The 25,734-nt window shown below is 56.1% G+C and carries 20 protein-coding genes and 2 pseudogenes; 5 read left to right on the top strand and 17 right to left on the bottom strand.

Annotated elements, in window-relative coordinates:
* Positions 1-669 precede the first annotated feature (669 nt).
* The 3 genes from DQX05_RS30350 to DQX05_RS17925 form a co-directional block, all read right to left on the bottom strand.
* Complete coding sequence (locus DQX05_RS30350; RefSeq protein ID WP_147385202.1) at positions 670-2,595, bottom strand: SGNH/GDSL hydrolase family protein; 1,926 nt, start codon at positions 2,593-2,595, stop codon at positions 670-672.
* A gap of 289 nt (positions 2,596-2,884) precedes the next feature.
* Entirely contained in the window at positions 2,885-3,475 is a 591-nt protein-coding gene (thpR, locus tag DQX05_RS17930; protein ID WP_119794881.1) for an RNA 2',3'-cyclic phosphodiesterase, read from the bottom strand.
* A 4-nt stretch (positions 3,476-3,479) separates the two neighbouring features.
* Positions 3,480-4,316, bottom strand: a complete 837-nt coding sequence (locus DQX05_RS17925; protein ID WP_119794880.1) for a helix-turn-helix domain-containing protein — start codon at positions 4,314-4,316, stop codon at positions 3,480-3,482.
* A 95-nt stretch (positions 4,317-4,411) separates the two neighbouring features.
* On the opposite strand from DQX05_RS17925, the gene DQX05_RS17920 reads away from it, so the two are divergent.
* The gene (locus DQX05_RS17920; RefSeq protein ID WP_397335660.1) at positions 4,412-5,716 is read left to right on the top strand and encodes an alpha-L-fucosidase; all 1,305 of its coding nucleotides are present in this window, start codon (positions 4,412-4,414) and stop codon (positions 5,714-5,716) included.
* Here DQX05_RS17920 and DQX05_RS33230 read toward each other — a convergent pair.
* The 7 genes and pseudogenes from DQX05_RS33230 to DQX05_RS17890 form a co-directional block, all read right to left on the bottom strand.
* Positions 5,632-5,871: pseudogene (locus DQX05_RS33230) on the bottom strand (DUF5412 family protein); the annotation flags it as partial. The gene DQX05_RS17920 and the pseudogene DQX05_RS33230 overlap by 85 nt on opposite strands.
* 506 nt (positions 5,872-6,377) lie before the next feature.
* A complete protein-coding gene (trmD, locus tag DQX05_RS17915; RefSeq protein ID WP_119794878.1) occupies positions 6,378-7,253 on the bottom strand; it encodes a tRNA (guanosine(37)-N1)-methyltransferase TrmD in 876 nt (291 codons plus the stop codon).
* The gene (rimM, locus tag DQX05_RS17910) at positions 7,253-7,771 is read right to left on the bottom strand and encodes a ribosome maturation factor RimM (RefSeq protein ID WP_119794877.1); all 519 of its coding nucleotides are present in this window, start codon (positions 7,769-7,771) and stop codon (positions 7,253-7,255) included. The genes trmD and rimM overlap by 1 nt, the downstream gene beginning before the upstream one ends.
* A gap of 127 nt (positions 7,772-7,898) precedes the next feature.
* A complete protein-coding gene (locus DQX05_RS17905) occupies positions 7,899-8,129 on the bottom strand; it encodes a KH domain-containing protein (protein WP_087443024.1) in 231 nt (76 codons plus the stop codon).
* A 23-nt stretch (positions 8,130-8,152) separates the two neighbouring features.
* Positions 8,153-8,425, bottom strand: coding sequence for a 30S ribosomal protein S16 (rpsP, locus tag DQX05_RS17900; RefSeq protein WP_006676643.1), 273 nt, complete (start codon positions 8,423-8,425; stop codon positions 8,153-8,155).
* A gap of 54 nt (positions 8,426-8,479) precedes the next feature.
* Positions 8,480-9,853 (bottom strand): signal recognition particle protein, encoded by a 1,374-nt coding sequence (ffh, locus tag DQX05_RS17895; protein WP_087443023.1) that lies wholly within the window; start codon positions 9,851-9,853, stop codon positions 8,480-8,482.
* A 19-nt stretch (positions 9,854-9,872) separates the two neighbouring features.
* Positions 9,873-10,232, bottom strand: a complete 360-nt coding sequence (locus tag DQX05_RS17890) for a putative DNA-binding protein (protein WP_087443022.1) — start codon at positions 10,230-10,232, stop codon at positions 9,873-9,875.
* Between the two features lie 245 nt (positions 10,233-10,477).
* On the opposite strand from DQX05_RS17890, the gene DQX05_RS17885 reads away from it, so the two are divergent.
* On the top strand, positions 10,478-11,239 hold the full coding sequence (locus tag DQX05_RS17885; protein WP_119794876.1) for a MerR family transcriptional regulator: 762 nt from the start codon (positions 10,478-10,480) through the stop codon (positions 11,237-11,239).
* Between the two features lie 67 nt (positions 11,240-11,306).
* On the opposite strand, the pseudogene trhA reads toward DQX05_RS17885, so the two are convergent.
* The 5 genes and pseudogenes from trhA to DQX05_RS17860 all read right to left on the bottom strand — a co-directional run bounded on the left by trhA (position 11,307) and on the right by DQX05_RS17860 (position 17,239).
* Positions 11,307-11,933: pseudogene (trhA, locus tag DQX05_RS17880) on the bottom strand (PAQR family membrane homeostasis protein TrhA).
* 187 nt (positions 11,934-12,120) lie between these two features.
* Complete coding sequence (locus DQX05_RS17875; protein ID WP_119794875.1) at positions 12,121-12,990, bottom strand: MurR/RpiR family transcriptional regulator; 870 nt, start codon at positions 12,988-12,990, stop codon at positions 12,121-12,123.
* Positions 12,991-13,325: 335 nt separating this feature from the next.
* Positions 13,326-14,309 (bottom strand): GNAT family N-acetyltransferase, encoded by a 984-nt coding sequence (locus tag DQX05_RS17870; RefSeq protein ID WP_119794874.1) that lies wholly within the window; start codon positions 14,307-14,309, stop codon positions 13,326-13,328.
* 27 nt (positions 14,310-14,336) lie between these two features.
* Positions 14,337-15,716, bottom strand: coding sequence for a (Fe-S)-binding protein (locus DQX05_RS17865; protein WP_119794968.1), 1,380 nt, complete (start codon positions 15,714-15,716; stop codon positions 14,337-14,339).
* A 107-nt stretch (positions 15,717-15,823) separates the two neighbouring features.
* On the bottom strand, positions 15,824-17,239 hold the full coding sequence (locus DQX05_RS17860; RefSeq protein ID WP_119794873.1) for an FAD-binding oxidoreductase: 1,416 nt from the start codon (positions 17,237-17,239) through the stop codon (positions 15,824-15,826).
* Positions 17,240-17,562: 323 nt separating this feature from the next.
* Here DQX05_RS17860 and DQX05_RS17855 point away from each other — a divergent pair, with 323 nt between their 5' ends.
* The 3 genes from DQX05_RS17855 to DQX05_RS17845 all read left to right on the top strand — a co-directional run bounded on the left by DQX05_RS17855 (position 17,563) and on the right by DQX05_RS17845 (position 21,150).
* Complete coding sequence (locus DQX05_RS17855) at positions 17,563-18,795, top strand: MFS transporter (protein WP_119794872.1); 1,233 nt, start codon at positions 17,563-17,565, stop codon at positions 18,793-18,795.
* A 96-nt stretch (positions 18,796-18,891) separates the two neighbouring features.
* Positions 18,892-19,227 carry an ArsR/SmtB family transcription factor gene (locus DQX05_RS17850; RefSeq protein WP_006676633.1) on the top strand — a complete coding sequence of 112 codons (336 nt, stop codon included), beginning with the start codon at positions 18,892-18,894 and terminating at the stop codon, positions 19,225-19,227.
* A 156-nt stretch (positions 19,228-19,383) separates the two neighbouring features.
* Positions 19,384-21,150, top strand: a complete 1,767-nt coding sequence (locus DQX05_RS17845; RefSeq protein WP_119794871.1) for a SulP family inorganic anion transporter — start codon at positions 19,384-19,386, stop codon at positions 21,148-21,150.
* Here the strand turns inward: DQX05_RS17845 and DQX05_RS17840 are convergent.
* Both DQX05_RS17840 and DQX05_RS17835 read right to left on the bottom strand, forming a co-directional pair.
* Positions 21,065-22,426, bottom strand: a complete 1,362-nt coding sequence (locus DQX05_RS17840) for a bis-aminopropyl spermidine synthase family protein (protein WP_310735679.1) — start codon at positions 22,424-22,426, stop codon at positions 21,065-21,067. The genes DQX05_RS17845 and DQX05_RS17840 overlap by 86 nt on opposite strands.
* Positions 22,427-22,896: 470 nt before the next feature.
* On the bottom strand, positions 22,897-25,119 hold the full coding sequence (locus DQX05_RS17835; RefSeq protein ID WP_147385201.1) for a DNA translocase FtsK: 2,223 nt from the start codon (positions 25,117-25,119) through the stop codon (positions 22,897-22,899).
* Positions 25,120-25,734: the final 615 nt, after the last annotated feature.

Below are 25,734 nucleotides of genomic sequence, written 5' to 3'. Positions count from 1 at the left end.
TGTTCATACATCTCGGGAGCGCCCCATGCGCTCAACCTCATCGAATATAGAGGACCACCGTATTCCAAACAACAGAAATAATTCTAGCATACCGGCCAACCGATTACAAGAAAATAATTTATGTATTCCTCTTATTTTCAGTCTGCTCGTGCAAACGAGTATTATCCAGCGTATGACGTCATTATTAAGTATGATCCGTTTTCCCTTAATAAAACAGCGCACCATTGCCGTTATGATGCACTGTGCTTGAAAGCAAGCGATTTTTTGCGTGCTGTCGCAAGCAAGCTTATTGGTTCGGTTCGAACAACCGTCATCCCCGCAACCGATTTCCCTCAAAAAGTCAATGTAGTCCTCCGGAACGCCTTCTATCCGTTCTCTTGCTATCTCATTCTCACTGCATGGCTCAAATGGATAGAACGAAGGATTGCGGCGAATCTGTTCGCGAGTCGCTTCATATCTTGGCATCGTATTTCTCCTATACACTAATCGAATTATGGCATGGGAACGATTACTCGCATACGCAAGCCGGCATCGCTTTCACGCGATCCTGAACGCGGCTTCGGCCGCACATACAAAAGACCACTTTCTCCATCAAGGATACCATACCCTGAAGGGAAAGTGGTCTTGCTTGGACAGATTAACGGCCACAAGCGGCCAAGAGAAGCCGCCTCAAGGCTCGGCTTCCTTCCAATAATCATAGGCATGCACCGCGTTGCCGATATAGGCGGTGAACTCGCCCAACAGTCCAGGAAGATGGGAGAGCTGCTTCTCCATCTCGGCGCTGCCTTTGTCGAAAAAGGAAATATGGCCGCCCTCCGGGCTCTGCTTCATCTCGACGGTGACGATGAGCGGCTTCCCGTGCCGATCGGCCATGCGCATCTCATCGCGGACAACAGCCGCAATGCCGTTCGAGCCGTCTACCGTGTTGCGGAACGCCATCAGCGACACATGATCCATCGTCCGGATCATCCATTCGCTTACCGACTGCTCCGGCCCGTCAGGCAGGAGCGTCCGATCGAGCCACACAGCCAAATCGATGCTCGTCTCGAGATTCGAGTTCCGTTTCGTCTCCTGTACGAACATCTTCATGTTGGCCGTCCATTGGCGCAGCACCTCCTCCTTGCTGCTCGACCAATCCGGGAGCACGTACGGCTCCACATCCAGATGGATGCCGTGGAACCGTTCATCCGCTTCCGCGGCGCGGTTATACTTCTTCACGTAGTCGATCAGCCTGCGAATGCGCGGCGCATTATCCTCTAGCGCCCAGCCGGGATGGCCGCCCATGGCATGCATCTCGATGCCCGCTTCATGCGCCTTCTTCACAAGCGAGCGGTAGACTTCGTACGGCTGCTCCAGATCCAACCGGACGTACAGAAGATTGATGCCTTTGTCCCGGGCAAAGGCGATGATCTCATCCGGCTGGTAAATCGCCAGCTCGGCCCGCCAAATATAGGTGCCGACAATGGGCTTGACGCGTTCAATCGGCGAGGCGTCCGGGATCCAGTCGGGATCCGGATCGGGTTCAGGCTGTCCCGGGTCGGGGTTCGGCTCCGGATCAGGCTTCGGACCAGGATCAGGGTTCGGGTCAGGATCGGGCTTCGCACCAGGATCAGGGTTCGGGCCAGGATCGGGCTTCGGGCCAGGATCAGGCTCCGGGTCAGGATCGGGTTCCGGGCCGGGATCGGGCTCCGTCGGATCGGGCACATTCGGCTGCTGCGCCAGCAGATCATTCCAATAGCGGTAATCGTGCACGGCCGTCCCTCCATAGGAAGGATGCCCCGCCAAGGAAGCGCCGATCTGCTTCAAAGCGTCGTTCATGGCCGCCGCCCCCTGATTGGCGAAGGTCGTATGCTCTTCTCCCGGCATCGGCTTGGCGTTGATCCCGACCAATACCTTCGTGCCGAGCCGATCCCCGATAGCCATCTCCTCGCGAATGAGGGCCAGGATTCCATTACCTCCTTCCAGCTCGTGACGGTACGCCATCAGCGTCGTGTAATCAAACCGCTTCATGACCGCTTCCGCCAAGGATGCATCCGACGGGTCGGTTCCGGCGTATCCGTCGAACCATACCGGGATGTCCACGCCGAATTCGAGGCTGCCTTCCTTCCGTCCGGCATCGAGGAAGACGTCAAGGTTGTCCATCCATCCATGAATGATTTCATTCGCGTCTTCTTGCCATTGCGGCAGCACATACGGCTCAATGTCTAGGTGGATTCCCCGGAACCGCTCATCTTCCGCAACCTGTGCGTTGTAACGTTGAATTTTCTGCAGAAAATCCAGCATCCGCCCGCGGTACTCCGGCAGCGCCCATGTCGGATCGCCCGCCAGCGCATGCACTTCAATGCCTTCCTTGGCGGCCTGCCGAATAAATTGGCGATATGCCGAGTCCGGAACATCCGGGTGGATGTGCAAGAACATCACATCAATTTGATTATTTTTGGCAAAAGACAATAATTGCTCCGGTTCCGATACGATACGCTCGGCCTGCCATACCCATGTCGCCTGCTGCGGTTCGTCCACTTGCTTGAAGCCGGCCAACAGGGCGGCAGATACGATAAGCAGCAGCAGACCTGCACGAGATGCGAATCTGTTCATTAGTCTCTCCTCCTATCCATTCACAGTAACGGCGGCAGGGCACAGTGTCGTCATACCGGTACGATAACAGCATTTCCCGACAGTTAACGGCATATATGCGCTTGTTCAAAATGTGTCTCATCCCTCCTGTCTGTACTGTCCTCTCAAACGAAGACAAGAAAAGGCCTGTTCATGGCGAAAAATGCCGATAGGACAGGTCTTTTTTATTATAAAGGTGGTAAACCCGTAAATATATGTGAAAAAGGGCCCGTTTTCCCCGGACGTCCTGCGGGTGAAAACAAGCCCTTTTTTATGAACCGGAAGTACCGGATAGCCGGAATTCGCCCAGCCGCTCGTACATCGGCGCAGCCTGCATATGCGTTCGGAACAGACAGAAGCGATCCGCCGTCCACTCTGCTGCCGCGCCGCTCGTATCTGCCTCCAGCATGCCCGGGTCCCATGCAGCCGCTCCCTTATACTTGCGGGCCAATGTAATATGCGGCCGATATGGCCTCGCTTCCGGCAGGAAGCCTAGCGGAGCCGTCGTCTTCAGAACCTGATGATGCAGTTCATGAAGCCTATCGATATCTCCGGCGACGGCCGCCCACAGTACCCGTGGCGAGGCAGGAAGCCCGAACGTGCCCCATTCGCTCAAGGTCAGCCGGAACGGCCCGCTGTGCGCCGCCGTCCGGTTCAGCCCTTCCAGCAGCGGGGCCAGCTTCGACTCCGGAGTATCACCGAGAAATTGCAGCGTGATATGGTAGTCCACCGGATGGACCCAGCGGGAAAATGTCCACTGGCGCCGCGCTTGCTTCGCCCAGTTGTCGAGGGCGGCGCTGGCAGACTCGCCCAGCGGCACGCCGATAAACAGCCGCATCTTGTTCTCCGTATCCGCCATCATCAGTTCACTTCGCCTCCGTTTTATGCGCCGCTTTGAACGACGTTGGATTGAATCCGGTACTATTTTTGAACAAACGAGAGAAATAATATACATCCAGGCCAACCGCTTCGGCCACTTCGGTCACCGTCAACGCCGTCGTCAGCAGCAGGTGCTTTGCCCGCTCGATTTTCATCCGATTCATATATTGAACCGGCGACTCTCCCATATGCTCCCGGAACAAGGTAATGAAGTAATTCGGGTGAAAATGGACCCGCTCAGCCAGTTGCTGCACATTAAGCCGCTCCGACAGATGCTCGTGCATCATCTGCAGGGCCACATTCAGCTTGTCCAGCGTCTGAGAGGAAGGCAGATCAATGCGTTCCAGCCCCGTCGTCCGGAAATACAGGCTGAGCAGCTCGATCAGCATCGCCTGCTTGTTCAGCTCCGCCGTCCAGTCTCCGCGCGCATGGCACCGGATGAGCCGTTGGAAATGGCTCTCCGCCTCCCGGAACACGTCGTCCGACAGCGTAAGGCAATACGGAATCCGCATCGACTGGAACAAATGGCGCTCGCCGATCAGGGCCGTGAAGTGGCACCAATATTTTTCGTATGTATCGGCGCTTATCGTTCCATAGGACTGGATAACGCGGGCAGGCATAATGACCATGTGGCCAGGCCCGGGATAATAGGCCGTTCCGTCAATCTCGATTCGCCCTTCCCCGCCTCGTATCAGATACATCCGGTTGAACTCCGGCACGAAGTCGGTTTCGCACCAGCCGGGATTGCATTTCGTGTAGTATGCGTCGGTCACGCTCAGCCGTACATTGGCCAGATAGCGCTGCAGCAGATCCGGCTTCCCCATGCTCGCATGCTCCATTCCATAATCTTAATTTTGTCCAAAAACGAATGAATTCTCTCTATCTTCATTATAACCGCTCCGTCGTACAATGGGGACAAATGAAAGCAAAGGAGAGAGCAACGATGACGTTAACCGCACGCGAGCAGCGCATACAATGGTTCAATCACGATCGCTTCGGCATGTTTATCCATTGGGGATTATATGCGATCCCCGCCCGAGGCGAATGGGTTCGCAGCTTCGAGCGCATCCCGGTCGAGGATTATGAGAAATATTTCAACAGCTTCAATCCGGTGAATTATGATCCGAAGGCATGGGCCAAGGCCGCCAAAGCCGCAGGCATGAAATATGCGGTCATGACGACCAAGCACCATGACGGCTTCTGTCTGTTCGACAGCGCCTTGACTGACTATAAAGCGACGAATACACCGGCGGGCCGCGATCTGATTCGCGAATATGCAGACGCTTTCCGGGCCGAAGGACTCAAGGTCGGCTTCTATTACTCAATTATCGACTGGCATCACCCGGACTATCCGGCCTATGGCGATCGCCAGCATCCGATGCGGGACAACGCGAAATTCAAGGACCGCCCGCAGGACTTCAGCCGCTATCTTGACTATATGCACGGCCAGGTGAAGGAGCTGCTGACCAACTATGGGACGATCGACGTACTCTGGTTCGATTTCTCTTACGAGGATATGACCGGGGAGAAATGGAAGGCGACCGAGCTGGTAAAGATGATTCGCGAGCTGCAGCCGAATGTGTTGATTGACAATCGGTTGGGCGGCAATATCAAGGCCCGCGAGCCGGCAACCTATGCGGGCGACTTCGCTTCGCCGGAGCAGCTGCTTCCGCCGCATGGCATCGTCAACGAAGACGGGAAGCCGATTCCGTGGGAGGCGTGCATTACGCTGAATCATCATTGGGGCTACCACGCGCATGACCGCGACTACAAGACACCGAAGCAGGTGGTCCGCGGCCTCGTCGAATGCGTGAGCAAGAATGGGAACATGCTGCTGAATGTCGGGCCGAATGCGAAGGGCGAGATACCCCAGCTGTCGCTTGACGTGCTGGATGAAGTCGGAGCCTGGATGCGGGCGAACGGCGACAGCATTTACGGTTGTGGAGCAGCTGCGTTGAGCAAGCCGGAATGGGGACGGTACACGCAAAAAGGCAATAAGCTGTACGCTCATATTTTGGATCGGGGAATCGGGCCGATCGCGCTGCAAGGCTTGAATGGCCGCGTGAAGGAAGCGTGCTTGCTCGCCGACGGAGCCGAGGTCAACATTCAGACGCCGTGGAATGCGGTCGACTATCCGGATTATCTGTTCGTCAATATTCCGACGGCCCAGCTGCCGGACGACTTCGATACCGTTATCGAGCTAACGTTAGAGGATGCCGAGTAAAAGAAGACCGCTGGAGAAGTTCTCCGGCGGTCTGTTTGTTGTCTTGCGTTATGTAAATACTCGGGAGTAGCTCCTCCCGCATTGACGAGATAGGCGTTCAGCGTATACGTCTTGTCAGGTGATGTGGAAGCCGCAATGAAGTCGCCTCGAAAATAATGACGAAACCAAAATAATCATACTATACTTTAAGTTTCTCTTAAAATATTCCTCCTCTCTACTTTATTTCAAATTACTATATTTTCTAGTTTATTTCCATAACCGCTCCAAGGTCTGCCTTTCCAACAACAACCTCCTGATATTCTCGAGCGATGTAGCCTTAAGTAATTTTTTTCAATTTTTCCGTTACAATTGTTCAAAAATAGAGACAGGTTGCCGATATAGAAAGTACAAGGAACGTTACTGTTTCTTGGAAATTATCGGGGAGTGATTGATATGACAATCTTCATCGCAGTATTGGAATTCCTTGGGGCGGTTATTCCTCCGTTGATTGATCTGCTGCAGAAGTTCGTGGCTTAAAGACGTACGAGCCGCACTTTACTCCCACACCCTAGCCCATGAACTACGGCCTATGCCCTGGTTCACGGGCTTTTCCTGCATGCTGTCACTCCTGAATCCAATATTATGGCAAAAAGAGCACATCCCCGGGAAGTGCTCTTCTGCGTTATTCCTTATTCGCTTCATTCGCTTGCCGTTCCGCGATGATGCGCTCCAGCAGCTTGCGATCTGCCTCATTGAGCTCGATGGACTCGAGCAGATCCGGACGCCGTTCCACGGTGCGCCGCAGGGACTGCTCTTTGCGCCACTGCTCCACCTTCGCATGGTGGCCGCTTAACAGCACATCGGGCACCGTCCAGCCGCGGAAATCGGCCGGCCGCGTATAATGCGGATATTCTAACAGGCCGGTGCTGAACGAATCTGTCACCGCTGATGATTCATTGCCCAGCACGCCCGGGAGCAACCGCACGACCGAGTCGGTAACGACCATAGCCGGCAGCTCGCCGCCGGTCAGTACATAATCGCCAATCGACAGCTCGTCGGTAACGAGGTGCTCGCGGATTCGCTCATCGTAGCCTTCATAGTGGCCGCAGACCAAAATGAGATGCGATTCCTGCGCCAGCTCCTCCGCCTTTGCCTGGGTGAACGGCTCGCCCTGTGGACACATCAAAATGACCCGCGGCCGCTTCCGTTCCAGACTGTTCGGGCCATTCGGCCTGTCTGAATTATTTGGAGCATTCGGGACATCCGAATCATCTGCCGCCGGGGTGTGCCCTTCCTCCCAAAGCTGTGTCCGCTCCGCCTCCGCCTCCTGCACAATCATTGCTTCGACGGCCGCGAAGATCGGCTCCGGCTTGAGCACCATGCCCCCGCCCCCGCCGTACGGATAATCGTCCACGGTCTGATGTTTGTTCTCGGAATAGTCCCGGAAATTGACCGCATTCAAGGTGACAAGCCCTTTTTCTTGCGCCTTCCCCAATATGCTCGAGCGGAATACGCCCTCGCACATCTCCGGGAAGATCGTCAATACATCGATGCGCATTACAGAAGCCCCTCCATCAGATGGACCTTCACCAGCTTGCCGGGAATATCGACGTCGAGGATGACGTCCGGAATGACCGGAAGCAGAATCGGCTTGCCCTTCGCGGGCTGGACGACCCAGACATCATTCGCGCCCGGCGCCAGAATCTCGCTGATAACGCCCAGCTCTGTCTCCTCATCGGTTACGACGCGGCAGCCGATAATCTCATGGTAGTAGTATTCATTCTCCGGCAGCTCCTGCTGCTGTTCGGCGGTAACATAGAGAATCCAGCCCTTATAGCGTTCCACGTCATTGATGTTGTCGAAATTTTTGAATTTTACAATGTAGACATTTTTCTGCGGCCGCGCGCGTTCCACGGTGAGCGTGAGCGACTCGTTCGTCTCCGGGTGCTGCAGAATCAGCTCGCTGCCCGAAGCGAAGCGCTCTTCCGGGAAGTCGGTGCTCGCCAATATTTTGACATCGCCGCGAATGCCGTGGGTATTGACCAGCTTGCCGACGGTATACAATTGTTCAGACATAACGTCTCGATCCTCCTGCTATTACGGGTCTGCCAAAAGGTAGTTCAACATGCATTATAAGTGTATCACAATTGCTTCATCTATACGAAAAAGGGTTAGGATCTCATCCTAACCCGTTTCGTCATGATTAAGAAATAATGTCTACGGCAACCCGTTTCGGAATCGTAACGGCTGCCGATGTGACAACCGTGCGAAGCGCCTTGGCAATGCGACCTTGCTTCCCGATAACCTTCCCGACATCGTCAGGATGGACGTGAAGCTCATATACGATAATATGGTCTTTCTCCACGGCCTTCACACGGACCTCCTCCGGATGATCGACCAAAGCGCGTGCGATAACATACACTAACTCTTCCATTCGCGACCCTCCGAACGGTTAGATTACTTCTGGTATTTTTGCTCATGGAACTTCTTCATGACGCCAGCTTGGCTAAGCAAGTTGCGAACGGTGTCAGAAGCTTGTGCCCCTGTTTGCAGCCATTTCAACGCTTTTTCTTCGTCGATGTTAACGACTGCCGGTTGAGCTACCGGATTGTAGTAACCGATTTCCTCGATGAATCGACCATCACGCGGAGAGCGGGAGTCAGATACAACGACACGATAGAACGGAGCTTTGTGAGCACCGATACGTTTCAGACGGATACGTACTGCCACGACTTTCACCTCCTTAACGGAATTCGGCTCGTTATGGGGAACCGGCCCTATGCATCAGCGGAAAGGAAATCTCATTCCTTTGCCGGCCTTGCTCTTCAAATTCTTCATCATCTTCGGACCCTTCGGCCCCATCATCTCGGTGAACTGCTTCATCATCCGGCGCATCTCGTCGAACTGCTTAATCAGCCGGTTGACGTCGGCCAGCGATGTTCCGCTTCCGGCAGCGATCCGCTTCCGGCGGCTATGATTGATAAGATCGGGATCTTGCCGCTCCTCATTCGTCATCGAGCGCACAATCGCCTCGATCCGGCCCATCTGGCGCTCATCCACCTTCAGATTGGCCGTCTGCTTCATCTTGTTCATGCCCGGAATCATGTCCAGAATCTGATCAATTGGCCCGAGCTGCTTCACTTGCTGCATCTGCTCCAGGAAATCGTCGAACGTAAATGCGGCATTGCGCATCTTCATCTCCATTTCCTTCGCCTTGTCCGCATCGATGTTCGCCTGCGCCTTCTCGATGAGCGACAGCATGTCCCCCATGCCGAGAATCCGGGACGCCATCCGCTCCGGATGGAACGGCTCAAGCGCATCGATCTTCTCGCCGAGAGCGGCGAACTTGATCGGACAGCCTGTCACGGCCTTGACCGACAGCGCCGCACCGCCGCGCGTATCGCCATCCAGCTTCGTCAGCACGACGCCGGTAAGCGCCAGCTGCTGGTTGAAGCTCTCCGCGACATTGACCGCATCCTGACCGGTCATCGCATCGACGACGAGCAGAACTTCGTCCGGATTCACCGTCTCGTGAATCTGCTTCAGTTCCTCCATCAGCGCTTCATCGATATGCAGGCGGCCCGCCGTATCGACGATGACATAGTCGAGGTGATTGGCGCGCGCATGCTCCATCGCCTGGCGCGCAATCTCTACCGGGCTGACCTGATCCCCCAGGGAGAAGACCGGTACATTAATCTGCGCGCCCAGCACCTCCAGCTGCTTGATGGCGGCTGGCCGATAAATGTCGGCTGCGACCAGCAGCGGCTTATGGTTCTGCTTCTGCAGCAGCTTCGCCAGCTTCCCGGACGTCGTCGTCTTCCCGGCGCCTTGCAAGCCGGCCATCATGATGACCGTCGGCGGCTTGTTCGCCTTGGCCAGCTTGGCGGCCGTCCCGCCCATCAGCTCGGTCAGTTCCTTGTTGACGATGTCAACGATGACCATGCCCGGCGTGAAGCTCTTCATCACTTCCTGGCCGACCGCCTTCTCCTTCACCTTAGTGATGAATTCCTTGACGACCTTGAAGTTAACATCGGCCTCCAGCAGCGCAAGGCGTACCTCGCGCATCGCTTCATTGACGTCGTCTTCGGTTACTTTTCCCTTGCCGCGCAGCTTGCCGAACACATTCTGCAGCCGGCTCGTTAGTCCTTCAAATGCCATTCCTATTCACCCCGTTCCCTTAATCCAACGCCTGCAGTTCACGGATAATCTTCTGCAGTTCCGCACGCTGCGGGTCGGGCATACCCATTATCTCATTCAATTCGTCGCGCAGCGCATCCAGCAGCTGCTTCCGGCGTTCATACTTCGCTACCAATCCAAGCTTGCTCTCATAGGAGCCGAGCGTCTGCTCCGCCCGCTTAATATGTTCATATACCGCCTGGCGGCTAATGCCGAATTCAGCGGCGATCTCGCCTAGTGAAAAATCGTCTTGAAAATAACATTTCAGGAACGTCTGCTGCTTCTCCGTCAAGAGAGGTTCGTAGAAATCGAACAGCATATTGACGCGGTTCGTCTTCTCCAGAACATGTTCCTCGTTCATACGGGCCACTCCTTTCGTCAAGGAAAAAACCTTTACAGCCCATCAACGTTCCTAATCATATCCGAATCCGGGGGCCATGTCAAGGGTTCGACCTTAACATTCGCATATTTCTTTTTTGCATATTGACCGTAACGTTGCGTCACCCTTTATAATGGGCATGTTCAAAAAGACCGGGGGTTTTGCTCCAAGAAGGTTGCTTGAACATTTGATCTCGAAGGCGCAGACATGAAGGGGGCGATGAATTTATGGCCTACACCGTAAATGAAGTATCGAAGCTGTCCGGCGTCACGATCCGGACATTGCGGTATTATGATCAGATCGGTTTGCTGAAGCCGGCCTATGTGGGAGAGAACGGCTATCGCTATTATGAAGACGATCAGCTGCGGCAGCTGCAGCATATTTTGTTCTTCCGTGAGCTGGACCTCCCCTTGACGGACATTCAGGCCTTGATGCAATCGGATACCTTCGATCAGAAAGCAGCCCTCCAGCAGCACCGCCAGTTGCTGATTGGGCGAATCGATCGGCTGCAGCGTCTGGTCGCCACGCTGGATCGCACGATACACGAGACGGAAGGAGAACAAGCCATGAACGCAGAGCAATGGTTCGACGGATTTGACCGAAGCAGGCAGGAGAAGTATGTAGAGGAGTTGAAGGAAAAATACGGGGAAGGCGCAGAGCGCCATATCCGGGAGAGCGAGGCGCGCACCAACGCCTGGTCGGGCAGCGAATGGCAGGACGTGCAGCAGGAGTCCGAGCGTATACACGAGCGCATCGCCGCCCTCATTCGCGAGGGCCGTCCACCGGAAAGCGACCTGATTCAGGAGGTTATCGCCGATCACTTCCAATGGGTGAGCCGCTTCTACACCCCGACGCGCGAGGTCTATACCGGCCTGGGCGAATTGTACGTGGACCACGCCGATTTCCGCCAGCTGTACGAGAGATTTCATCCCGCTCTGGCGGAGACGCTGCGCGACGCCATGCGCATTTACGCGGAGCGCCATCTGTAATATTCGCCATGGAGAGAGGCGTCATGCTGGCCGCATTCCTGCGGGGCATGGCGCACCTCCTTATATATCATCCGAGCATAACATAGCGGTAAATGCATACGAAATGCAGTCCCGCTCCCGCCAGCACGAACAGATGCCAGATTGCATGGTGATAGGGAAGCTTTTCCCATACGAAAAATACGATCCCCGCTGAATAGCTGATTCCTCCGTCTACGAGCAGGATAAGACCGGCCGGCGACAGAACGGCGGACAGTTCCGGCCAGGCCACGACGATGAGCCAGCCCATCGCGAGATAACCGATCGTCGAGATCCACTTGTACCGCCCCATATAGTATCGCTTCAATATGATGCCGGCAATCGCCGTCCCCCAGATGGCCCCCAGCAGCTTCCAGCCGAATTCATTCCGCATGTAGACAAGCAGAAACGGCGTGTAGTTCCCGCCAATGAATACCTAAATGGACATATGATCCGCCATCTTCAGCCATGCCTTGCGCTTCCCTTCGGGGGCGCTGTGTATGAACGTCGATATGGTGAACATCATCACGAGCGTCAGCCCATACACGCCCGCGCTGACGATATGCCATACCGTCCCATGGCTTATCCCCGCCTCCACAAGCAGAGCCAACGCGCCGAGACTGCATATCATTCCGATGCCGTGCGTATAAGCGCTCGCCCTTTCGTCTCTTCGCTTCATCAGTGACGGCCGATCCATCATCCGGGTTCCCTCCTTGCCGTGTTCTGCCTGCCGCCAGCATCATTTGGGCGGATTACATTATATGCAGGCAGGCGGCGGCGGTGCGGAAGCCTCGGATCGCGCAGCCCCTCCCGCGGCATGAAGTCACGGGAGGGGCCGTGGCGAGGAGTATCGGGTTGTCCTTGAATTAACCGTGCCGATCCTTGATGAATCGAATCGCTTCCCGCGTCTGATCCAAGTATTGCACGGTCTCTTCATATTGATGGGAGGCGACACACATGAACAGCACATCGATGATATGCAGCTGGGCAAGCCGGGAAGACGTCGCGGCGCTGCGGAACGTCGCTTCCTTCGTCGCCGAGATGTACAGATTGATGCCCGCTTCCGCGGCGACCGGCGAATCTCCGTAGTGGGTCAGGCTCACCGTCTGGCAGCCCTTCGCATTGGCCAGCTTCAGCAGGTCGACCACTTCCAAGGTCTCTCCCGAATAGGAAATGCCGAACACGACATCCTCCTCCGTCATGTTCGCGATATTCATCGCAGCCACATGCAGATCCGTAAACGCGGTCGCCGGCTTGTTAATCCGGAGAAATTTCTGCTGTGCATCCATGCCGATAATCGACGATGCCCCCACGCCGAAGAAATGAATGTTCCGCGCCCTGATCAACAGCTCGGCCACCGCGGCCATATCGTGAAGATTGACAATCTCCGATGTCTCCCGCAGCGCCTGAATGCTGTTGTTCGTCATGGTCGCCAATACCGTGTCGACCTGCTCATTCTGCTTGATGTCGCGGTACCCTTCGCTCTCCGACTTATTCAAATCTCCGACGATGCGCAGCTTCAATTCCTGGAAGCCCTTTAACTTCAGCGATTTGCATAAGCGGATGACGGCAGCGCTGCTGGCATGGCATTTCTCTCCCAGCTCGGAAGCGGTCAGCGAGATCGCCTCTACGGGATGCGCCAAAATATACGACGCGATTTTCTTCTCGGACGGAGGCAGCTTGCCCAGCATATCGGACAGCATGATCAGGCCGCCTTTCGTCGGTGAAGCAAACATGGGTGGTTCCCCCTTTCGTTCCGCGCGGACACGCGTTCGGATGCTTGTCCGTACCTGCTATCGCATCCTGATGTCTTCTATCTTACCGTGCGGGACGGCCAAATGCCATTCGTATCCGATCAGTAGGTCGCAGCAGCCGCGTTCGTCGCCAGAGAGCGATCGGGAGCAGAACCGCCGCGGATGAGACTCAAGTGAACACAATCTCATATTGCGGCGGAAAATGGGCAGACCGCCTGCGGGACCGCCCGACCACCACACACCTAGTTATGCCGCAATGCATCGCCCGGGGGTGCTCATGTGTTGGTCACAGCTTCTCCCTGTTCCGGTCAGAGCGCTCAGCCCTGCGAATCCTCGCTCCACGAATTCGCCATCAGATCGTAGCTCTTCCACGGCTGAAAGCCTAGCTTGGCGTAAAAATCAACGAGCTCCGTCCAGTCGATGACGAGATGCTTCATCCCGCGCGCCTGCAATTCGGCGATACCTTCCTCTACTAAGGCCAGCCCGTAGCCTTTGCCGCGATAACGGCTGTCTACGCCGAGCGGACCGATTCCGCCGAGCGGCTCCGGGACGAGCGGAGCCCAATACGTATTCTGCGCGATATACGGGGAAGCTTCGTCGTTGACGCGGCAGAAGCCGATCATCTCTCCGCTCTCCGTGAACAGGCCAAGGAATTCCCTGCCTTGCCCTCCGCGTTCCCAATAGCACTGCGCCTCATAATACCAGCGGCCAGGGAAGCATCTACGGAAAAAACGCAGCATTTCTTCCCGATCGCTACATTCCAGCAATCTCGCCTGCACGTCCCCGGAATAGTCCGGCCGAACAACTGGTTCATCCTTCACGCTTGCATACAGATCATGCACTTCATATAAAAAGCGGTAGCCTCTCCGCTCCAGCCATGGGCGGGCAGAGTCGAGCGCTGCCGGAACTCCGGGGAAATAATGCCACGGATCCCGTCCCATAAAGACCTTATTCGCCCCGGTCGCTTGCAGCGCTTCTTCCGCCAGCGCCAGCAGCCGGCTTCCCAGCCCCCGGCCCCTCGCCTCGGAACGAACGACCAAGGCCTGAATCCAGCCCCCGCCTTCCCCGAGCTTCATGCCGCGATCTTCTTCCCGCCACGTCTTCGCTACGACGAAGCCAAGCAGCGTTCCATCCGGGCTATGAGCCAGCCATGAGCCCGGCGCATAGACATTGACATCTTCAAACGTATTTTGCCGAAGCAGCTCTTCTCGCATCGGAAAATGCCCGCCCAACTCCCGGTTCCATAAGTCAAGCATCGGAGCCAGCCACTCGGCCTGCAATGGAATGACATTCACGCACATTCCTCCCACCTATAAAAATATAAAATATTATTTCAACACTTTTTCCGCAAAATAATCGATGATATGCATAACTTGAATCCGGTCATGCGCTTGCTCCCGTTCCACTCCCGCCTTCATCTGCAGCAGGCAGCCCGGGTTGCTCGTCAAGATAACGGATGCCTGCGTTTCGTCCACCGCGTCCATTCGGGCGTCGAGAATATCGTTCGCCATCTGCGGCTGCACCAGATTATAAATGCCTGCCGAACCGCAGCAGATCTCCGCCCCTTCCAGCTCTACGAACTTCGTATCCGGAATCATGCGCAGCAAGCGGCGCGGACTGTCGCCGGCCCGCATCACATTGCGGAGATGGCATGAATCTTGATACGTGACCGTCACGGAAGTAATGGAATCCGCAGCCGGGGATTGCTTGGCCGGATCCGCCAGATCGCTCCAGCGGCCCGAGCGCAGCAGCAGCTCGCTAATATCCTTCACTTGCTTGGAAAACTGGCGCGCCGGTTCATCCCATTCCGCTTCATCCGCCAATAGATGATCATATTCGATCAGCGTCGCCCCGCAGCCGCCTGCATTGGTAGCGATGTAATCCACGCCCGCTTCCCGGAACGCCTTCACATTCTGCATCGCGAACTCCAGCGCCGTCCTCCGGTCGCCGCTATGGGAGAACAAAGCGCCGCAGCAGGACTGCTCCTCCGGAATGACGACATCGTAGCCGGACTCCGTCAACAGACGCACCGTATTAACATTCGTCTCCGTGAACAGAACGTCCATAATGCAGCCGCGGAACAGCCCGACCGTGCCGATGCGCTCTCCCTTCGCAGGGAACCGGCCCCCGCCGGCCCGCTTCACGACGCCGCGGCTGTCGGCCTGAGGCATAATCCGCTCCATCGTCTGCATATGCTGCGGAAGCCAGCGCAGCATGCGGCCCCGCCGCGCCAGCCGCTGCAGACCGGAGCGCTGGTACGCTTGCAGTATCGTGCTCATCAGCCGCAAGCGGCGGTGGCGCTTGAAGACCGGCTGCGCCAGCTTATGCAGCCGGCGCAGCGGTACCGCTCCGGGCTGCGGCTCCGTATGCTCGAACAAGACCTCCCGCGTCTGCTCCAGCAGTTGGCCATACTTGACGTCGGAGGGGCATACCGGTTCACAGGCACGGCAGCCCAGGCACAGATCCATCTGTTGCTTGAACGCCGCGTCCGGCTCCATCAGCCCGTCCGCCACCGCCTTCATGAGGGCGATACGCCCGCGCGGAGAAGCGGCCTCCAGGCCGGTCTCCCGGAACGTCGGGCAGGACGGCTGGCAAAATCCGCAGCGCATGCAGTTCATCAGCTGCTCGTAATCGAGCGCCTGGGCCAGCTGCTGCTGCAGAGCGCCCGCCGGACGTTGCCCGCTTTCTTTATCCCGGATGCCGTTCATGCTGCCGTTCACGCTGCTGTGCATGATGCCGTTCACGCTGCTGTGCATGCTGTTTTGCATACTATTATTCACCTTATTGTTCTCGCTGTTGGTCATGCTGCCGCTGCTCATCGGGTAATCACCAGCCTTTTGCGCGCGGGCTTGGCGAAGATTTTACCCGGATTCATGATGCCGTTCGGATCGAACGCCTGCTTGATGCCTTTCATGACGGCGATGCCCGCCTCTCCGACCTTCCATTCCAGATAAGGTGCCTTGACGGTGCCGACGCCGTGTTCCCCGGTGATTGTGCCGCCAAGCCGGATCGCCTCCTCGAAAATATCGGCGAACGCCTGCTCCACCCGTTCGATCTCCGCGCTGTCTCTCGCATCTGTCGTACAGGTTGGATGCAGATTCCCGTCCCCGGCATGGCCGAAGGTGCAAATATTCAGCTCGTATTCGGCCGCGATCCGGTTAATGGCCAAGACCATATCCGCGATGCGGGAACGGGGCACCGTCGCATCCTCCAATATCGTCGTCGGCCGGATGCGCGCCAAGGTCGACAGCGCGCTGCGCCTCGCCTTCATCAACTGCCCCGCCTCATGCTCATCCCGCGCCATATCGATGCGGGCCGCTCCTTCCTCCCGGCATATCGCGGCGATGGCCTCCATATCCTTCCCCACCCCAAGCTGCTCCTGCCCGTCCTGCTCAATCAAGAGCACCGCCTCCATATCCGTCGGCAGGCCGATATGATTGTACTCCTCCACGACCCGTATCGTCGGCTGATCCATGAACTCCAGCGTCGCGGGAATGATGCCGGCGCCCACAATCCGCGAGACGGAGCGCGCGGCCGCATAAATGTCTTCAAAAGCAACCAGCATCGTCTGTCTCACTTTGGGCGCAGGGATAAGCTTCACCGTCGCCTCCGTTACGATGGCGAGCGTCCCTTCGGACCCGACGAGCAGCTTCGTCAAGTCGTAGCCGGCGACATCCTTGTACAGCTTACCGCCCGTCCGGATGACCTCACCGGAAGGAAGAACCGCCTCCAGACCGATGACATAGTCCTTGGTCGTGCCGTACTTCAAGCCGCGCAAGCCGCCGGCGCCCTCCATAATGTTGCCGCCCAAGGTCGAGATCACCATGCTGCTCGGATCGGGCGGATAGAAGAGCCCCTTCTTCTCGACCTCGCGGTGGAACTGCTTCGTATTCAGCCCCGGCTGGAACGTGGCCGTCAGATTATCGGTATCGAGCTCCAGCAGCTTGTTCATCCGGGTCATCGCCACGACGATGCCTCCGGACACAGGTACCGTGCCGCCGCATAGATTGCTGGCCGCTCCCCGCGGAACAATCGGAATACGGTACTCATTCGCCAGACGGAGAATATGCTGCACATCCTGCGTTGAGTCCGGGTAGACGACCGCATCCGGCATCGTCTGAAGCATCGGTGTCGCATCATACGAATGCGTGATAAGCGCTTCCATATCGTCACGGAAGCGATCCGGGCCAAGCAGCCGAAGCAGCTCCTGCCGCACTTCGTTCAATATCATCGTATTTCCCTCCTGTTGGTGATGTCCTCGAGCAGGCATACTGTTCAGATGATCTGATCGCTTCAAGCAAATGCATTCTGAAATTTTTTTTCAAAAGTATATTATGATTTACGGTTTAATATATCAGGAACATCGAATAAAGGAAAGACAGTTCATAGAAAAAAAAAGCTGAGGGCGGCAAGTAAAGTAGAATAATTATTAGAAAAAAATAAGTAGTCTAATTTCCCCAACATGCTATAATAGGAAAAAATTACTTTAACACGGGATTCGCCAAGGCCGGTCCACGGCTTCCGAGCGAACCGCCGATGCAATGAGGTGTTTGCTTGAATCGTTCCTTTTACTCGCTCTTATCGAGCCGATCGTTTGCCAATCTGGCCGGATCGCTCTATATGATGACTTTGATCGCCGCCGTATACCAATTAACCGGCTCGGCGGCCTTCGCCGGAGCGGTCTCCTTCGTCCGCTCCATCGCCGTGCTGTCGAGCAGCTTCTCGCTGCCATTCTGGTACACGAAGCTGACGGTCGCCAACGTGACCCGGCTGTTCCTGCTGCTCCAATGCGCGCTGTCTGGGCTTGTCGCCTTCTCTCTGGCGCCTCTGTCATCGATTCTGCCTGCGTCGGCATTCCTCGGCTATGCGTTCGGCGGCATCGTGCTTATCGGCTATGTCGAAGGCTGCGCCTCCGCCGCGGCCAATGCGCTCTATCCGCGCCTTGTTGAAGAGGACAAGCGCGTACAGGCCAACAGCCTCGTCTCCACCAGCATGCAGATGCTGTCGCTGCTCGGCTGGACCGCCGGCGGCATTCTCGTCGCCAAGCTCGGCCACTCGCTTGTGCTGCAGCTGTCCTCCGGGCTGCTGCTCCTAGGCTGCCTCTTTCTCGTCCGCCTGTCCCACAAGGGACAGATCGAACGGAAGGCCAAAGGATCCCGATCCATGCTGGCCGGCTGGACCTTTCTCTTCACGCATCCGCAGATGCGGATTATCACGTGGATGGATATCGTCGAAGGAATCGCGGGCGGCATCTGGATTGGCGGCGTCACGCTCGTCTTCGCGCAGGAAGTGCTGCAGAAGGATGAAGCATGGTGGGGCTATATTAATGCCACCTACTATGCAGGCACCATTATCGGCGGGCTGATTACGCTCAAGCTGTCTGCCCTTATCCACCGCCATCTCGTGAGCGCAATTATTGTCGGCTCCTTCGGGGTGAGCCTGTTCGCCTACGGCTACGCGTTCAATACGCAAGCCTTCATCGCCCTGGCCCTCGTCCTGCTGATGGGCCCGTTCTACCAGCTGCGCGATATCGCCCAGCGGACCTATGTGCAACAATACACCCCGCTCGCCGAGCAGCCGAATGTATTCACGGCGCAGAGCACGATTACCTATGTCCTGTTCGGGGTGTCGGTCCTGTTCGCCGGGACTGTGGCCGATATGTGGGGACCGCAGGCAGTATATATCGTTGGCGGGACCATGTACTTGCTCTCGGCGAGCACCGGGTTTATTTTGAAGAAGAAGCATGCGGCGGCAGAGGGCCATGATTCCCCTCCGCTCTCTTCCTGAGGAAGCCGCCCGCACCTGGGCCTCCATTTTCCAGAAGCGTCCGTTTTGTGGTACACTATTCTATATCTACTCTTTCCATGACAAAGGGAGTACGCCATGTATCCGGACATTCAACAGTTCAAAGCCGAGTTTTTCAAAGCGTTGGCACACCCCTTGAGAATCAAAATATTGGAGGTTCTATGCGAGGGCGACAAGACGGTGAACGAAATCCAGTCGATCCTCGGCATCGAAGGATCGGCTGTCTCGCAGCAGCTGGCGGTCCTGCGCGGCAAGAACGTCGTCTACGGCGTCAAGGACGGAACCTCGGTTATTTATTCTCTGCGCGATCCGATGATTAAGGATCTGCTCCAGGTGGCGAAGCGCATCTTCGACAATCATCTTGTCAACTCGATTTCGATGCTGCAAAACATCAAAAAGCAAGAATCTTCATAAAAGAGAGGGATTCGAGTAACGGACTCGGGTTTCCTCTCTTTTCCCTTTCTGGACGCCATACACGGCGCTACACCGGCTTTGACAGAAGCGGAAATGAAATATATGATTTTTTGTATATTCAAATAATCAGATATTTAGAAATGGTGGGGAAAGTGAATGAAACCGTTGTTGCGCGGACGTTATGCCGGATATACCGTGCAGTCACTGAAGAAAGATATGATTTCTGGAAGCATTGTCGGCATTGTCGCCATTCCGTTAGGGATGGCGTTTGCCATTGCTTCGGGCGTCAAGCCGGAGTACGGGCTCTATACGACGATCGTGGCGGGCCTGCTTATTTCGCTGCTGGGCGGTTCGCGCTTCCAGATCGGGGGGCCGACGGGCGCGTTCATTCCGATTTTGTTCGCCATCGTCCTGCAATATGGATACGAAAACCTGCTCATCGCCGGCTTCATGGCTGGACTCATGCTGGTGCTGATGGGTCTGTTCCGCTTCGGAGCCGTCATCCGCTTCATCCCGCGGCCGGTCACGATCGGCTTCACCTCCGGGATCGCGGTCATCATCTTTACGGGGCAGATCGCGGATTTTCTCGGTGTGCACGTCGACAAGCAGGGCGGCTTCATCGCCGACATGCGCGCCCTTGTCCTGCAGCTGCCGTCGCTCAATTTATATAGCGTAGTGACCGCTGCTCTCTGCCTTGCCGTCCTGTTGATTACGCCGAGATGGCTGCCCCGCATTCCCGGATCGCTGATCGGACTGCTCATCTCCAGCTTGGCTGCCGCCTGGTTCTTCCCTGGCCAAGTCGCCACGATCGGCTCAACCTTCGGCGACATTCCGGCCGGCTTGCCTGAATTCCGGGTGCCGGCGATCAGCTGGGATCGCATCGTCCATCTGCTGCAGCCCGCCTTCGTTATCGCGATGCTCGGCGGCATTGAATCGCTCCTGTCAGCTGTCGTCGCCGACGGCATGACTGGCGATCGGCACAAGAGCAACCGCGAGCTCGTCGGGCAGGGAATCGCCAACATGATCACGCCGTTGTTCGGCGGCATTCCCGCCACCGGAGCTATCGCCCGGACGGCGACCAATATCCGGAACGGAGCCGTCTCTCCCGTGTCAGGGGTCGTGCATGCCCTTGTCGTGCTGCTGGTGCTGCTGTTCTTCGCGCCGTATGCCTCGAATATTCCGCTTGCCGCCATGGCGCCGATTCTGATGGTCGTGGCCTGGAACATGAGCGAACGCAAAGCTTTTCTGCATATTTTGCGGACCCGAACCGCCGATTCGCTCATATTGGCCGTCACCTTCCTGCTGACCGTCTTCTTCAACCTGACGGTGGCGGTGCAGGCCGGGCTCGTGCTGGCCGTCGTGCTGTTCGTGAAGCGGATGAGCGAAGGCGTCACGGTCGCCAAGGTGCTGCCCGACCCGGCCGACCGGAAGGCCAAGGTCTCTTCCCGAATCGTGAAGGACGGCCGGCATTGTCCGCAAATCAGCATGTTCACGGTCGAAGGCCCGCTATTCTTCGGAGCGGCCCAGTCATTCGAGCAGTCGCTGGCGGATCAGTCCGCAGACACCCCGCTTGTGCTGATTTTGCGTATGGGCCGCGTCCCGTACATGGATACCACCGCCGAATCGAATCTATCGGCTCTCGTCGGCCGCGTGCAGCGTCAAGGCGGCATCGTGCTCGTGACCGGCATCCATGACCAGCCGCGGACGCTGCTATCCCGGACCGGACTGGCCGATCGCATCGGGGCCGACCATTTCTTCGATCGGACGGGCGCCGCCATCGACTACGCCCTGACGCGCATCAGTATGGCACGCTGTCAAGGGTGCAGACATTTCGCGTTCAGGGAGTGCGCCGCCTTATCCGGCGCCGCCTCGTCGCCGGACCAACCATGCTCAGTCCGGCAACGGGAAACCGTCCGCGTGTGAGCCTCATAGGGACACCGGTCCGTATGCCCTTGCCCGGCAGAGCGGTGTTCTTTTTTCCGCCGTGTTCAACTATCCGTGTTACCGCTGATGGGCTGCGGGCAGTGCGGCTCCCTCCCGCACTGCTTTTTACAAGCTCGAAGATAAAGCCCCCACAGCGGGAGCAACCGCGCTGCTTCAACTGTTCAATCGTGCCAATCTCCAAATCCTGACCGACCCTGACCGTACCGAAGCACTGCTTGCAGCGGTACAGACGCTCCGTCCGCCTGAATTCACCGGTGTATATCGCTCCTTCATAGCGTTCCTCTTGGCCCGGAGCGGTCCGCTCCGTCGACTTCAGCACAATCATTTGCCCGTGGCCGCCAATCATTTGCGCTCCTTCATATTCATTGAAATGCGGGATAATCTCCTGTGCCATCACCCCCATGCGAATGAACTCCTGCTTCATCGCCAGCGTGAAGCCGGGTGGCTTATGCGCGAATGACAGGAACATAGGGAGCCCTATGCTCCGCTTGAGGGCACTGATGCCCCTGGACAGGAACAAGCTCATGCCCTGCATCGTATACGGCGGATCCGTGAAAAAGCAATCGAAGCGGCCGTGCAATTCCTCCGGCAGCGGCTGGCGGAGATCCGCATGATGGCATATGATCGGCAGCCGCTCCCGCTTCGCGACATCGTGAATATATTGCAAAACGCTCTCGTCGATATCGACGACATGAATCCTGCCCCTCAGACTGCTTCTCCCCGGGAACAGCCGCTTCAGCAGCAGGCCTAGCGAAATGCTGACCAGATCGTCGTCGCCGATGCAGAGCACTCGCTTGCCAATCAACGCGTGCTCGCGCAAGCACAGCATCGCCCGCTTTAGACTGGTCTCCATCGTGCATTTCGATTGATCGATTTGCACGTCCGCTTGCGGCCGGGCTTCATAAATGCCCCTCCACTCATTCCACCAGTCGGCCAATACTGTCCTCCTGGCCGTATCGTCCTTGAGCAAGGCATGGTACAGGGGGATAGCGAGCCCATCATAATCCCACTCCTGCTCAACCCAGGCATCGCCTGCAGGCGTGCAGCGCACTCCTCTGTCCTGCCGGAGCAGGCCGGCGCGGATAAGCTCCTTCTTGGCGGCCGTCGCAAGCGGAACCGGCAGCATCGTGCGCCGGGCCAATTCTTTCGTCGCAATGCCCGGCTTCATATAACAGGCGATAAGCATCTGCTCAATGACATGCGTGCCTTCATCAAGGCGTATGTTTTCATGGATCGTATCGAATAGGGTTTTCATGGAAAAGTCTACCTCGCTTCATCGCTTGATAAGATAGAACAAGGCCATGACTGCTTCAACGCCAAAAAGGGCAGAACATGAACATACGTCCATCTTCCGCTTCCGCCTTGGCCTTTCCTGCCGTTAGCGGTATCGCTTGTGCCATAATCAGCAAAACGAGCACGGCGCACATCGTCTTTTTCATCATTCACAACCGGTTCATGCTTCTCCCCCTTTGAAGAATCCTTCCACATGTTTACCGGTTAATTATACCAAATGGCCTGGCTATATAGTCAATTGGAACTATGACCAACAAACTAAATAAATTCATTTTTACCTCCATTCAGGATCCAACGCAGCACGGCATCAAGCGAGCTTAGACTGCATCTTGCTTGGCGGCCTCCTCTGCATTCAGAAACTCGTCGGCAGGCCAAAGAGCCATCGAGATATTGTCCTCAACGGCTCTTCCTTCTTACACCTGAATGTGATTGTTAAGCCTTGCCAGCAGCAACCCGCTCCAGCTCGATCTGCTTGGAGAATCGCATGCGCAGCACCGAACTGACATCGAGGAACGCCTTCACTTCTTCTTCTGTCCCTTCAATGACGATAACCTTGTCTGCATTCATCTTATCGGTCGCCTTCATCATCGCATCCGCCACTGCCCGCTCCGCTTGTACCCGATCGGCGGCCGAGCCCAGTTCGTGAATATGGACGGCAAGCAATCCTCCCTCCGCTTGCTGCAGACGGTTCTGAAGCTGTTCATTAAGCTCCTGCAATGAACGTATGTCCCGCAGCTCCGCGGTTACGACATGTCCCCGGGATACAATGCCATAATGCTTATACAGGCCTGCCAGACATTGAGCCAGCGATGCTCTGCCAGACTCCGTCCCCCCCTTGAACACGAAGCAGGCCGGAGGGGCATCCGCATACATGCCTTTGGCCTTTCGCTCGTGGTAGGCATGGAGCTGCTCCGCCCATTCAGCCAGCGTGGCGCGCTGTCCATGCAGCTCTTCGATACGGCTCAGCTCCGCCTCCCAGTCGAACCGTTCTGCCTGAACCACATTCGGTTCGAGCCTCTCCTCATACTGCTGAACCCCACCCTGCTCAAGTCTTACCTCGTTCTGCCGAACCCCATCCTGCTCAAGTCCCACCTCGTTCTGCCGAACCGGTTCGGATTGCGGAGCAACAGTCTCCATCCCTGCATGCTCCCGTGGCGGTGAGACTAAAGGCGGCATCTCGGGTACGACTCGTTCTTCTGGTAAGGAAGGACGTTCAAACCGGGAAAAATGCTCGGCCCTCGCATCCGCAATGTTCCCGCCGGCTGTCGTAGCCGTTCGCAAAAACGGAATCAAATACGGGAAAAAGGTGCGGATTCCGATATATTTGTCCAGTAAGCTATTAAGTTTATTCGGCGCCCCGCTCAAAATGACAACGATCTCCTCGTTGCACTGATCCAGGTAGCTTAATAGAGAATGGATCGCCTCACCGCCTTGTTCCGGCGCACCAGGCTCAGACAGCCGGTATAAATCGGGAATAACAACAACGTTGCCGGAAGCCCCGTTAAGAGCATCGTGAACCTGTGTAGAGGTTGTGAATGTATCTGACCCTAGCAGTTCGAAGAAAGGAACCTCCACAACCTCCCCCTCATAGAGAATGTCCATCTCATATAATAATTTGCCGACAATACGCGCGATCGTCATCTGACCCATGCCCGGCAGACCAGCAAAAATCATATTCATCCGTAGTTCATAGGTATCGAACCCGCGATCCTCCCGCTCGTTCATCTCTGACAAGACATCAACTAACTGTCGGATATGTAGCTTGGCCGCCTCCATGCCATGTAGAGCGTCGAGTTGCTGAAGCAATCCTGCTATCCCATTCTTCGCTTCCTTTTCCTCGTCTATTTCCTCCCCAAGCTCTCGTTCCATCCACGCAGGAGTCACAAGCACGCTTCGTTCGATGCGATGTCCATTCGCTGGACCGACGATATGACAATCCTCCAAAATATGCAGCAATTCCGTCGCTCGCTCTCTATCGACAGCTAGGTGGGACTGCAGCAGCTCTGCCGAAGCATAGCCCACGTCAACCACGACCGCTGCCGCATTCTTCACCCCTTCATCTCTCAAGCTATGCCAACACGCCTCGTCCTCGTCGTCTCCATCGTATTCCTCATCATCTTCATACTCATGCCATGAGTTCACGAGCGCCTGTACACCCGCCGGTGTTAGGAGCACCTTCCGCACAGAACTATCGCTTGAAGCTTCATCAACAATCCCATACTCCTCCAATTCATTCAGTATGTACTCGGCATCTTCCTCACCAATGTCAAGCTCGGCCTCCAACAGTTCAAGAGAAGCGTAGCCCGCCTGTGCTACGATGACCGCGGCATCCTCGACAAGCTCGTCGTACTCCTCATCATCTTCATCCTCTTCATCATCATCCTCATCGCACTCATTTTCGCCATACTCATCTTCATCGTACTCATCTCCGTCATTATCATGCCGGTCCCATTCATTCAGAGCTTCCGCCTGCTCATCGTGCCGCCCTGCTGCGTTCCCCTGCTCCGTTCTGTTGTTCAGCCCGGAGAACATCACAATGGCAAGCAATGGCACAAATATATAAGCAGCAGGCTCCCAAATATTTTTAAGAATCGCCCAAAGTATAATAATAATAATGAGATTCACAAGACCACGAAATACTCTCAATGCAAGCACCAGCTTTCCTCATTCTTCCCCCCATCATATCACAACATATTCCACCTTACGTCTAACCAATCTTACAAATTTACAGCATAATTGCTCCGTCAGATATCCTTCGTGGTAATCTCCCTTTGGCTCAGATTTCCGTCCACAGCTACTCATTTCACCGGCCTGCCGCCTGGGCAGTTCCCTACCTCTAATGCTCTTTTCATCATTCTCCCATCCGCTCAGGTCAGCCCCTTTTGAATATTCATTGAAGCAATCTCCCTTCGGCTCAGATTTCCGTCCACGGCTGCATTTTCGCTTTGGGGAGGACTTGAAGAGTCACGTTAGCGACTAACACGCAGGCCTTTTCTGACTAAATGGGAGAGTGCGTATAAGCGGCATAACACGTAGACCTCTCCTGAACTGAATGGGAGAGTGCGTATAAGCGGCGTGACACGTAGACCTCTCCTGACTGAATGGGAGAGTGCGCAAAAGCAGCGTAACACATATACCGCTCCTGACCGTTGGGGACAGTGCGCATAAGCAGTGTAACACATATACCGCTCCTGACCGTTGGGGACAGTGCGCATAAGCAGTGTAACACATATACCGCTCCTGACTGATTGGGGGAGTGAACGTAAGCGG

It is taken from the genome of Paenibacillus thiaminolyticus, assembly GCF_003591545.1.
Taxonomy (GTDB): domain Bacteria; phylum Bacillota; class Bacilli; order Paenibacillales; family Paenibacillaceae; genus Paenibacillus_B; species Paenibacillus_B thiaminolyticus_A.
This window is presented reverse-complemented; position numbering and strand designations above follow the sequence as displayed.